The sequence below is a fragment of the Desulfosarcina sp. genome (genome assembly GCF_041551955.1).
Taxonomy (GTDB): domain Bacteria; phylum Desulfobacterota; class Desulfobacteria; order Desulfobacterales; family Desulfosarcinaceae; genus Desulfosarcina.
The window spans coordinates 1-11970 of the sequence record NZ_JBFELV010000129.1 but is presented as its reverse complement, the minus strand read 5'-3'; the positions used below and the strand labels follow the sequence as shown (position 1 = coordinate 11970).

At 57.8% G+C, this 11970-nt stretch carries 10 protein-coding genes and 1 pseudogene; 2 read left to right on the top strand and 9 right to left on the bottom strand.

Going from position 1 to position 11970, the window contains the following annotated elements; genetic code table 11:
- On the bottom strand, positions 1 to 673 hold a 673-nt coding region (locus tag ABYV26_RS11730), incomplete at its 3' end, for a helicase HerA-like domain-containing protein (protein WP_372681201.1).
- A 241-nt stretch (positions 674 to 914) separates the two neighbouring features.
- Between ABYV26_RS11730 and ABYV26_RS11725 the strand changes: the two genes are divergently transcribed.
- Both ABYV26_RS11725 and ABYV26_RS11720 read left to right on the top strand, forming a co-directional pair.
- Complete coding sequence (locus ABYV26_RS11725) at positions 915 to 1511, top strand: GNAT family N-acetyltransferase (protein ID WP_372681199.1); 597 nt, start codon at positions 915 to 917, stop codon at positions 1509 to 1511.
- Positions 1504 to 2619 carry a M20 family metallopeptidase gene (locus ABYV26_RS11720; protein WP_372681197.1) on the top strand — a complete coding sequence of 372 codons (1116 nt, stop codon included), beginning with the start codon at positions 1504 to 1506 and terminating at the stop codon, positions 2617 to 2619. The genes ABYV26_RS11725 and ABYV26_RS11720 overlap by 8 nt, the downstream gene beginning before the upstream one ends.
- An 8-nt stretch (positions 2620 to 2627) precedes the next feature.
- Here ABYV26_RS11720 and ABYV26_RS11715 read toward each other — a convergent pair whose 3' ends face one another.
- From ABYV26_RS11715 to ABYV26_RS11680, 8 genes and pseudogenes are all read right to left on the bottom strand, one after another.
- Positions 2628 to 4163: an NAD(P)/FAD-dependent oxidoreductase gene (locus ABYV26_RS11715; RefSeq protein ID WP_372681195.1), complete on the bottom strand. Its 1536-nt coding sequence runs from the start codon at positions 4161 to 4163 to the stop codon at positions 2628 to 2630.
- 30 nt (positions 4164 to 4193) lie between these two features.
- Positions 4194 to 4892 (bottom strand): TerC family protein, encoded by a 699-nt coding sequence (locus ABYV26_RS11710; RefSeq protein ID WP_372681193.1) that lies wholly within the window; start codon positions 4890 to 4892, stop codon positions 4194 to 4196.
- A 3-nt stretch (positions 4893 to 4895) separates the two neighbouring features.
- Positions 4896 to 6512 carry a glutamate formimidoyltransferase gene (gene ftcD / locus ABYV26_RS11705; RefSeq protein WP_372681203.1) on the bottom strand — a complete coding sequence of 539 codons (1617 nt, stop codon included), beginning with the start codon at positions 6510 to 6512 and terminating at the stop codon, positions 4896 to 4898.
- A gap of 79 nt (positions 6513 to 6591) precedes the next feature.
- A complete protein-coding gene (locus ABYV26_RS11700) occupies positions 6592 to 7356 on the bottom strand; it encodes an IclR family transcriptional regulator (RefSeq protein ID WP_372681191.1) in 765 nt (254 codons plus the stop codon).
- Positions 7357 to 7407: 51 nt separating this feature from the next.
- The gene (locus ABYV26_RS11695) at positions 7408 to 9678 is read right to left on the bottom strand and encodes a TRAP transporter permease (protein WP_372681189.1); all 2271 of its coding nucleotides are present in this window, start codon (positions 9676 to 9678) and stop codon (positions 7408 to 7410) included.
- 186 nt (positions 9679 to 9864) lie between these two features.
- A complete protein-coding gene (locus ABYV26_RS11690; protein WP_372681187.1) occupies positions 9865 to 10344 on the bottom strand; it encodes a DUF1850 domain-containing protein in 480 nt (159 codons plus the stop codon).
- A complete protein-coding gene (locus ABYV26_RS11685; protein WP_372681185.1) occupies positions 10344 to 11312 on the bottom strand; it encodes a TAXI family TRAP transporter solute-binding subunit in 969 nt (322 codons plus the stop codon). Before ABYV26_RS11685 ends, ABYV26_RS11690 begins: the two co-directional genes overlap by 1 nt.
- Before the next feature lie 251 nt (positions 11313 to 11563).
- Positions 11564 to 11970, bottom strand: a pseudogene (locus ABYV26_RS11680) (group II intron reverse transcriptase/maturase); the annotation flags it as partial.

Sequence of the window (11970 nt, the reverse complement as noted above, 5' to 3'; positions counted from 1 at the left end):
CGAAGAGGCTCACGACCCCCCGCCCGGAAAAGTCCGTATGCATCAAATCGGCCAATTGAAGGGCCGGCTCGCCGAAAAAGCGCTCGGCCCCCTGCTCTTCAAGCACCAGCAGCCGTCGCTGAATGGCCCCCAGACTGGCACCGGTGATGTTGCCGTATTCCGATCTCAGGGAACCTGCGTTCTCGCCCATCCAGGCGAGCAGCGACCGAAGATCCTTTAGATCCAGCAGCAGCAGTCCCTGGTCGTCGGCCAGATCGAACCCGGCATAAAGCACCCCGGTCTGGGTGTCGTTGAGCTCCAACAGGTTGCCCAACAGCAGCGGCCCCATTTCTGAAATGGTCGTTCGCACCGGATGCCCGTTTTTCCCGTCCATATCCCAGAACAGCGTAGGACAGGGCTGCTGTCGATAAGCGGGCAGGGGAATTTTGGCCAGCCGTTCATCGATCTTTGGATGGGATGACCCCGCCGCGGCGATACCGGACAGGTCTCCCTTGACATCCACGGCAAATACCGGCGTGCCCATGCGGGAAAAGCCTTCGGCCAGAACTTGCAGGGTCACCGTTTTGCCGGTGCCGGTGGCCCCGGCCACCAGGCCATGCCGGTTGCACATGCGGCCGGATTGAGCGATCAATGCGCTGTGGGCACCGCCAATCGTAAGCATTGCTGGTGTCATGATGGCCTCCATTATGGGTTATGCGGTTATCGTCACCACGTTGGCTGCTTGACGTTGGCTGCAAAAAGTGGGATGCCGTTTGAAACGACACTCCGATTCTAAAGCATCCCGGCACAAAAGAAAATGGAAAAAATGTCAGAATAAAAGCCATTTGGAATGCCGGCCAGGTTGTGATAGATTCTCACGAGAAAAAAAGAAGACCCAACCATGTCCAGGAAAAGGACCTCAGGAGCACGCATTCATGCAACACGACCAACCGCCGTCAACGATACAGCCCGCTGATTCAGCCGGTGGGCCAAACGTCGCGGTCCGCCAGATGACCATCGACGACATTCCCGCCATATACCATCTGGGAGAAAAGCTGTTTACCGCACGCATCGCCCCCAATGCCCACCGGACCTGGGATGAATACGAGGTGGTGGGGTTTTTCCAGACCGATTGCGAGTTCTGCTTCGTGGCCGAGGACGAGAACAAGATGGTAATCGGTTTTGCCCTGGGTACGGTTATCGAAAAACACCACTCATGGACCTACGGTTATCTGATCTGGCTGGGGGTTCGCCCCGATTACCAGAAAAGCGGCATCGCCCAGCGGTTGTTCCGCCAGCTCAAACCCGCGATGATCGATGCCGGTGCGCGCATCATCATGGTGGACACCGATGCCGAGAATGCCGCATCCTTGCGGTTTTTTCGCAAGATGGGCTTCAACCATTCACGCCAGCATGTATACCTGACCATGAACGTTGACGAAGACCGCCGCCGTCTGGAGGTCCGGCGTAAAGACCGGATCATCCGCTACACGGTGGACGATCATGAAGGAGACCGAGGCGACCATGGTTAAGCATAAACTCCAGATCAACACGCGGCGCCTTCAACAGCAGCTGCGTAAAATGGTTAACATCTACAGCCCTCCCGGCAAGGAGAAGGACCTGGTGGACTTTATCTACAACTACCTCAAGCGTCATGGACTTCCCGTGGTTCGCCAGGCAGTAGATGAAGAGCGGCACAACCTGATCGTGGAACCCGACGACGTGGAGGCGGAGTTGGTGCTGGTGGGCCACCTGGACACGGTTGAGGCCTACGACCTGGAGTCATATGAATACAGCCTCGACGGGGACACTGCCGCGGGTCTGGGCACGGCAGACATGAAAGGCGGCTGCGCGGCCATGATCGAGGCCTTTCTTACCCTGTGGGAAAACGGTCATACCAACCGACCCGTAGCCCTGGCCCTGGTCGTCGGGGAAGAAGACTACGGTGACGGGGCCCAGCGCCTGGTCAGAGAATACGACTTTTCAGCGGCCATCGTGGGAGAACCCACCGACCTGCGACCCTGCCTGAGCCATTACGGCTATCTGGAAATCCAATTGACCACCCAGGGGCAGCGGGTCCACGCCAGCCTGGCACCCCAGGCCCATAACGCCGCCACCGCCATGCTGCGCCTGCTTCTGGCCTACATTCAGCATTTCGACCAGGAACTGGTTGACGGGGTTTACAACCTGCGGGATCTGACCAGCGCCCGATCCGGTTTTGCGGCTCCCGACAATTGCGAGGCATGGATCGACCTTCATCTTCCCGCATTGACCCACATGGGGCAGCTCACCTTTCAGTTGGAGGAACTGCATACCAACTACCTGAAGGCCAATGCCCAGTGCGACGCCGCCATCCATTTCAACACGATTCACGCCGGCTATGAACTTCCCCAAAAGGGACCGCTGGTGGATCTTTTAAAAACGGTTTACGACCGGCATCACCTATCCTTTGATCCCACCAGTTTTCCCAGCCACAGTGATGCCAACACGCTGTGGGCGGCGGGAATCAAGCCCATCCTCTTGGGGCCGGGGCAGCTAGAAAAAGCCCACACCGCCGAAGAATCCGTAACCCTGTCCCAGGTGAAACTGGCCGCCCAGATTTACATGGACCTGATCTTGAATTACGCCAAAGAGGGATAAATGCGGTATTAACGGTGGGCGATGTAGCGGACGACAGCCTCAGCGGCAAGCTCGCCATCCACAGCACAGGAGACGATGCCGCCGGCATAGCCGGCCCCCTCTCCGCAAGGGAAAAGCCCCCGGACCGACACATGCTGCAATGTCTGCGGATCTCTTGGGATCCTTACCGGTGATGACGTGCGAGTCTCGACCCCGACCACAACCGCATCGTTGGTGAGAAACCCCTTCATCTTGCTGTCAAAAGCCTTGAATGCAGCCTGCAGCCGCTTGCAGATGGGATCAGGCAGCCAACGGTGCAGTGGCGAAGCCATCACCCCCGGCGGGTAGGAGCAGGCCGGCAATCCGTTGGAAGGCCGATTGTTGACAAAATCGGCCAAACGCTGGGCTGGAGCGATCACCCCGCCGCCACCATTGCCGGACGCTGTCTGCTCCATGGCCCGCTGATAGTTCAGACCGGCCAATGGGCCCGATGCGTCCAACCGGGGAATGTCGGCAAGCCGGACCTCCACGACGATGCCGGCATTGGCGTAGGGAGAGTTGCGCTTGGAAAAGGACATGCCATTGACCACCAGGGCGTCTTCCTGGGTGGATGCCGGCACGATGAACCCCCCCGGGCACATGCAGAAGCTGTAAACGCCCCGGCCGTCCACTTGGTGGGCGAGGCTGTAGGCAGACGCCGGCAGGAATTCACCCCGGGGCTGGCCATGGTATTGGATCCAATCGATGAGCTTCTGAGGGTGCTCCACCCGCACGCCCATGGCAAAGGGTTTGGCCTCCAGACCAATCTTTTTGTCCATGAGCATCTCGTAGACATCCCGGGCACTGTGACCGGTGGCCAAGACCACCGCCCGCCCCTCGATGCGATGCCCATCGATCAGGATCACACCGGTCGCCCGTCCGCCAGAAACCGACAAACCAACCACTTTCTGTTGAAAATGAATTTCACCGCCGTGGGCTTCAATGCTGGCCCGCATCGCCGAAACAATCTCTGGAAGACGATTGGATCCGATGTGGGGATGGGCATCGGTTAGAATATGTCCATCGGCGCCATGCTGATGAAATCGGTGGAGCACCCGACGGTGATCTCCCCTTTTTCTGGATCGGGTGTAAAGCTTGCCGTCGGAAAATGTCCCTGCGCCTCCCTCGCCGAAGGCATAGTTGGATTCACTGTCCAATACCCCCCGCCGGTTCAGCGCCGCCACATCCCGGCGGCGAGCCTTGACGGGCTTCCCCCGATCGATCACCACGGGTTTGAGGCCCAGCTCCACCAGGCGCAGCGCGGCAAACAGGCCCGCCGGTCCGGCACCCACGACCACCACCGGGTCCGCGGAACGCACATCCCGGTATGTGAATACCGGCCGATCCGGCATCAGATTTTCGTCGTCGCCATAGATGCGAACGCCCAGGTTGACCCGCACCGGTCGTTTGCGGGCATCGACGGAACGGCGGACGACCACCACCCGGTCTGCGGCGACAGAACGACCGATCGTCCGGACCAGGGCCCGGTGGATCCCTTCAGGGCCGGCAGCCTCCCGGGGAGACATATTTAATGAAAAATCCTCAGGCATCGGGCGTCAGGCCTTCTTCCGGCGGCGGTTGTGTTCGTAGCGCATCTGGAGCATTTCCACCATCAGAGCAAACCCCATCGGCAGGTATATGTATGCCTTGGGCACATGTTTATGGAGGCCCTCCATGAAAATGGTGACACCAATGGTGATCAGGAAGGAGAGTGCCAGAATTTTCAGGGCTGGATGGCGCAGGATGAAGTCACCGATGGGCCGGGCGAAGAACAGTATACCGACAAAGGATAACACCACTGCCGAAACGATGATCCACAGCTCCTGGGTCAATCCCACCGCCGTGATCACCGAATCGACCGAGAAGACGATGTCCAGCAGGACGATCTGGGTAATGATAGAGGCGAAGGCAGCGGGTGCCTGCCCATCCGGTCCATGCTCGGCCTCTCTGAATTCGACGGTGTGGTGAATCTCGTGGACGGCTTTATAGAGCAGGAACAACCCCCCCGCCAGCAGGATCAGGTCCCTGACTGAGAAATTGGCCACAATCGGCCGGGTCAGGCTGGCCAGAGCCACCACCACGGCCAGCATGACGATGCGGGCCAGCATGGCCATGCTCAACCCCACGATGCGGGCTTTCTGCCGCTGGTTTTCAGGCAACCGGCCCACAAAGATGGCAATCACCAGAACGTTGTCCACACCCAGCACGATTTCCAGCCCGATCAGCAGGGCCAGCAGTCCCAATGCATCGGCCATCGATCACCTTCCTGTTAAGATCTCAAGCACCTCGGCACATTTTTGAGCCGCACGGCTCACGATGGATTCCGCCTCCTGGGTGATACGGGTTTTGAATGCGTCGTCCGTAATATCCGCCATGTTGATCATCACGTTTTTATAGGCGCCCCATATCCCCGTTTCCAAGGCTCTGGCCCCCACCTCCACGTCAGACCGGGATGCCGGATTGCCGTAGCGGGCTACGTCGCAAAGGGCATCCCATGCCCCGTCGCCCAATTTCATGGTCGTCAGGGGAATCTCGATGGCCTTCTTGAGGCCAGCCTGCATGCATTCGGCCCGCTCTGCGCGCTCGGCATCGTTGCTCCGGGGCATGCGCAGCGCCTCCATGAAGTCGTTGAACGCCGTCGTGTCCGCATCGATCATGGGTATCAGCCTGGCCGCCGCATCGTGAAGCGGCGGGATGCTTTTTCTCATCTGGGCGTCCACCGATTCAAACTTGCGAACCCCGTAGGTCAGCTTGCCCACCATGGACCCCAGTCCGGCGCCCATGGCCGCCAGGGCCGCCGACACCGATCCACCGCCGGGAGCCGACGAACGGGAAGCCACTTCTTCGATAAACGCTCTCAGGCTCATGCCGGCAAGCGGTTCATCCCTTTCTCCGGCCACACGGTATTCGATGATCTTTTCTTTGGGATCGAACGGCGCCACACTGTTAAGCCCCATCCGTTCAACCGCCAATCGGACCCGCTGGTCCTCGTCGAGAATGAACAGGTTTTCCTTCTCCATGTAGTAGTCGGCAGCCATGAGAATCGACTCCAAGGGAATCAGCCCAACGACTTCCGAACCGGCGACGCCGACGTTCAATGCGGCCGCCTCCTGTTTGACTTCCTCGAACAGGACATGCATGGGCGTCACTTGATAATCGTTTAAGTTTACCGTTACCTGGGCCATGTTGTATTCGTTCACGAACCAGCCCATGCCCTTGACCGCTCTCAGCCGGCCGGGTGCATCCGGCCCCCGGCCGGCCTCACGCAGATTCAGGGCGATGCGGTGGGCCTGATTGCTGGTACCGAGGATATTGACGTTGTAGGCGATCAGAAAAGACCGCGCACCGGTTGCGGTGGCTCCCCACTGGGGGATAAATTCGGCCGGTCCGAAATCGGGCTTCCATTTGGGATCCTTCAGGCGCCTGGCCAATCCTTCGTATTCCCCTTGACGGACCTGGGGCAGTTTTCGGCGGTAATGGTCCACCGCAGCTTCTTCGTAAAGGAAAAATGGGACACCCAGTGTCTCTGCGGCCAGCCGGCCAAATGTCTGGGCGATGGCTACACATTCGTCCATGGTGACGTTGGCCACGGGTATGAACGGACACACATCCATGGCTCCCATGCGGGGATGCTCTCCCTTGTGGGTGCGCATGTCTATCTTCTGCCTGGCCACCCTGGCGCTGTTCAAGGCCCCTTGAACCACCGCCTCCGGATCGTCGACAAAGGTGTATACGGTCCGGTTGGTGGACTTTCCCGGATCCACATCCAATAGGGTGCAACCCGGCGTAGCCCGGATGGCCTGGGCAATGGCATCGATGGTCTCCCGGTTGTTGCCTTCGGAAAAATTGGGAACGCATTCAACGATTTTTCTCATCATACACTCGCTTTGGTTTGATATGAATGGCGACCATCCACGGTCCGGACGCGACAGTCAGGACCGTGGATGGAGGTGGTTACTGCTCATCCGGCCAGCCCATGTCGATCGAAATGGATCTGGCGGTGTTTACCAGGCACGCGATCAGATGATCGCGAACACCTGGCGTTTCAATGATAAAATCGGGAACGGACACATTGATGGCCGCCACGACATGCCCGGTGTAGTCCCGAACCGGTGTGGCAATGGCCGTAGAGAAGTCGGATCCGCTGACGCTGATCCCCGTCCGCCGTGCTTCAGCAACGGCAACCAACAGCTGAGGCAGTGAGTTGATGCCGCCGTTGGCATATCCGTCCAGGGGGACGCCGGAATAATGCGTGCGCAGGCTTGTGTCGCTGAGGCCGCATAGCAACGCGCGCCCGATGGCCACCGTGTGGCAGGGGAACCGACTTCCCACCGGTACGTTGACCATCATGACCTGGGGCGATGCGGCCCGGTAGATGTAAATGGCTTCAATCCCTTCCCGGATGGCCAGATGGCAGGATGCACTGGTCTCATCGCGCAATTCGTCCAGCTGGGTGGCAGCCGTGTTCAGGATATCTCGAGAGGCGAGATAACAAAAACCGCGTGAAAGCACCATGGGGCCCAGCTCGTATGCATTGCGGCCGGCTTTTTTAAGGTAGTGCATCTCTGTCAGCGTCACGATGGTACGATAAATGGCCGATGTGCTGACCTCAAGCCGTTCGGCCAAATCACCGATGGTCAGTACACGCTGCCGGACTGAAAACATTTCCAGAATCTGGAGCCCTTTTTTCAGGGCCGGGACCGTATAGTCCGCGTTCATTTTTTGTCCATCAACCACGAGCCATCTCCCGAAGGGGTCAGAGGTTCTCAGCTATCCGGCTGATGCGGGGATCGACCGACCGGTTTTCATCAGGTTGGGGATCAGAACCAGAAGCACCGATACGGCGCCAACAAGGATAACCGCAACACTGCTGGAAACCAGAAGCAAACCACCGATGGTCAGGGCGACTTTCCCTAAGAGCCCCACCTTGCACTTGAAAAACCCGATGTAAGCGGCCGACAGTGAAATAATGCCCAACACACCGCTGGTCATGGCGATGGAGAACTCCATCCATGAAAAATCGATAAACAGCATGCTCGGTGCATAGACGAACATGAAAGGCACCAGGGCCTTGCCCATGGAAAGCCGGAAAGCGGTCATGCCGGTGGCCATGGGGTCCGCCCCCCCAATACCTGCTCCAGCGTAAGCTGCAAGGGCCACCGGTGGTGTCACATCGGCCAGTACGCCGTAGTAAAAAACGAAGAAGTGGGTCGCCACCAGCGGGATGCCCATGTCGTTGAGGGCCGGCCCGGCGATGGAGGCCAAAATGATATAGCATGGGGTCGTAGGAATTCCAGCACCCATGACAATGCATGCGATCGCGACGAGCACAAGACCGAAAAAGAGCGTCCCCCCCTGAACGGTCAAGAATTGGAAAGGATCGATGGCGGCCAGCAGATTTCCAAGCACTGAAGCGATCTGAAGCACCGCGCCGGAGAATTTGAAGCCTAATCCGGTCAGGGTGATCATCCCTAAAATGAAACCTACACAGGCGCAGGCCGCCCCGATGGCCAAGGCATACCGGGCTCCCTGATCCAACCCCTCGACCAGCCGGCGCGGCGTCAGGGTCTTGGTGTCATCCAGTTGTCCGACCCCTATTCGCTTGGTAATCATTGGAATGTAGGAACACACGATGGAGAGGATAATGCCCCAAAAGGCCGCCAGGTAGGGGGTGTACTGCATGAGCAGCAGGGTCACCATCACGGTCAGCGGAATCATCAGGTGCCAGGATGTTTTCATGATGTGCATCAACTGGGGAATCTTGTCGCGGGAGAGTCCTTTGAGCCCCAGCCGTTTGGCCTCCAGGTGGACCATGCTCAAGCAGGCCAGGTAGTGAAACGCGGCAGGAATGATGGCGATAAGTATGATCTTATTGTAGGGAATGCCCAGCATTTCGGCCATGACGAAAGCCGATGCGCCCATGATGGGCGGCGTGACCTGCCCCCCGCAGGAAGCCGACGCTTCCACCGCCGAGGCAAACTGGGCGGAAAAGCCGTTTTTTTTCATCATGGGGATGGTGAACGACCCGGTGGTGGCCGTGTTGGCGATGGGGGAGCCGGAAATCATGCCGAAAAATCCGGAAGAGACCACCGACACTTTGGCCGGCCCTCCGGAATATCGGCCGGCCAGGATCATGGCCAGGTCGATGAACAGCTGTCCAAGGCCCGATGCCTGGGCCAGGACGCCGAATAGGACAAAGTGGAAGACATAGGTGGCCACCACGCCCACGGCAATGCCGTAGATACCTTCGGTGCCCAGGTAAAGATGCTCCACGATGCGGACGATATCATACCCCCGGTGACCCAGCACACCGGGCAGCCAGGGTCCCAGCAGGCCGTACATCAGCGCCAGGGCGCCGATGACGGGTAGGGTCTCGCCCATGACCCGACGGCAGGCCTCGGTGACCATGATGATGGCCAGCAGGCCCATGACGTATTCTTCAATCTGAGGGAAGCCGATGTTCTCGATGAAAATCTGTTTGAAAAAGACGATCAGGTACAGGGATATGCCACCAGCGGCGATGGCCAGGGGCCAGTCCGCAAAGGAGAGCCGGTCCCCTTTGCCTTTGAGAAAGTCCACAGGCAGGGCGGTGATGGCCAGAAACAGCACCATGATGAACAGCGCCGGTGCACCCCACACCGGCAGGTCGGCCTGGAACCGATCAGAGAGCTGCCAGCCAAGAAACAGGTAGAACAGGGCAAAACCGATTCCGAAACCCCAAGCCACCCCCATACGAACGGGTTGCCGCCGGGGAAACACCAGAAACACCAACCCCAGGACAAAGGAAAGATGCACGGTCCGGTGCATCACCTCGTTGAGCAGGCCGAACCCGGCAGTGTAAATGTGGAACAGGCTCAGTATCACGCACAACACGACAGTGATCTTTGCCGTGGCGCCTCTCAAGTTTCTGAAATTGGACTCGGCATCGTACTTTTTGACGATGGCGTCCACATCTGCTTTACTGAATTCCTTTTCGCCCGCTTCTGCGGTTGGGGGATTCGGGCCGTCTGGAGCGGCGGCCCCGGCAACATCATTAGCCATTGAAGCGTCCTTTGTTTCTTAATTAGTGTCCGTCCAGAAATGAGGGATTTTGGTCGAGATCAAGGCGTGCGAAAAATTTTACCGGAGGCATATAGTTGATATTCCGAGGATAAAATTTTTTCGCATAACGCAGAAATCGGGCAAAATAACCATTTATGGATGGGCACTAACTAATCAGATGGGGGTTCATGGGGCCGTGCAGGGCACGACGGCCAATTCAAGGGCCTGGTCATCCCAACCGTTGAGATTGATTTCCATTCCGTCAATCTGCAGACGATTGCGATAGTTTCGGTCAGTGCGTACGACAAGCCTGGAGATGGGCCGTTCCATACGGATGACAAACCGGCCGTCGTCATGCTCCCAGCCGGTCACGTCGGGTTCATCAACTCCGGAAGGCAATCCCGCACCATGGGCCTGAAACGTCTCGGCGGTCTGGATGATTCGCCAATCGATGGCCTGGTAGTCGTCCCGGACCGGCGTATGGGAAACCGAATGGATGAATGAAAGCGAAAAACCACCGTCTTCCGGGAGCCGATAAATCCCCAGGGTCATCCGGGAAGGAAATCGGCTGATCGCCAGGCATGGGTGCGCCCGATCCGAATGGCTGTCCAAAGCGCTGCAGGCGGCCAGCAGGAAGGCCAGCACGCCTGCAAGCAACCCTCTCATTATTTGATCAGACCTTTTTCCCGATAGTAGCGCTCCGCGCCAGGATGCAGCGGAATGGATACGGACTCGAGGGCTTTTTCCAGTGAGATTTCTTTGCCCTTGACGTGCACCTTGGCCAGGGTTTCCGTGTTTTCGTAAAGGGCCTTGACAATCTCGTAGGCCACTTTGTCGTCCAGCTTGTCGTGGGTGGCCCAGATGGCGCGCACGGCTATGGTCTTCACATCTTCGGTCTGGCCTTCATAGGTATTGGCCGGCAGGATCGTCTCCGCATAATAGGGCTGCACTTCCCGCAGCTTGGCGATGGGCGCACCGGTCAAGGGAACGATTTTGACGCTGTGGTGGTTGGCCAGTTCCATCACGGAAGCCGTGGGGGATCCGGCGGTAATCAGGGAGGCGTCCAGGTTGCCGTCCTTGATTTTTTCCACGGACTGGGAAAAGGAGGAGTAGTCCTCGGATAGGTCCTTACGATCCATGCCGTGGGCAACCATCAGATCACCAAGAAGCTGCCACTGGCCGGAACCCGGCGAACCGGAGGAAACCGATTTACCCTTGAGATCCATGAAGGTGTTGATTCCGGCATTGCCACGAACCACCAGCTGCACCGTCTCCGGGTAGAGGGCGCCCAGTGCACGGATGTTCTTGATCGCCTTGCCGTCAAACTGTTTTTCTCCTTTGTAGGCGGCATCGAGGATGTCGGCTGCCACGAAGGCGGATTCGATGCCTTCTCTGCCCAACAGGGTCGCGTTGGCCACTGAGGCGTTGCCGGTTTCTGCGGTGGCCGACAATTTATTTCCGTCGATTTCAACGGTGTTGGAAACCAACTGGGCCAGCATGCCGCCCAGGGGGTAGTAGGTTCCACCGGTTCCACCGGTGGCGATGCCAAAAAAAATCCGGCCGGCTGTTGCGCTGCCGGCTGAAATCATCGTCAACGCCAGGGTCAGACAAAGCAATAAAATCAGTTTTTTCATCATACACCTCCTTTTGCAATTGTTTGGATATGAAATATGAATTTTACCGACAAACTGAAGGAAAGCCAAGTGGCCCTTTCTATGCACAATAAATTCCCGTTTTTGTCAACAAATTTTTGCTAATGAATATTACCGGCAAGATCTATATTATGAAAGGTATCTACCTCAAGGTACTGTTGCGTCCGCCTTCGATCTTTCCCCCGCTGCCTGACTGTCATCATGCGCGATCAGAGTCTTCAACCATTGATAGATCATCGTGGGACATTTCGTTCCACAAGCCGTCGAGAGACCCACGGCATCAGCGCCTGATGCGGGATCGTGTCAAAATACTCGGATAAATACGCATCCACGAGGCCTGTATACCCCTGCTTCAGCTGTTCTTGAACCTTTTGAATTTTTCCAACGCAGTGCGCTTGGGGGCGATAACCGTAGACATGGGGTTCCAGGTCTGCCTCGAAAATCGGCTCAACGACCAGTTTAGTGGCAAGTGTGAACCACCCGATCTCATAGGGTGGGGATGCCAATGGGCGTTCCCCACCCCCCGGCTTTGGAATCCTCACTCGTCGCACCGGTAGGGGTCGGTAGATCTCGATCCGCAGTGGTTCTTTGATCTTGGTCAGCCACTTCGTTACGCTTTCCGACGCGACCTGGTCGACGG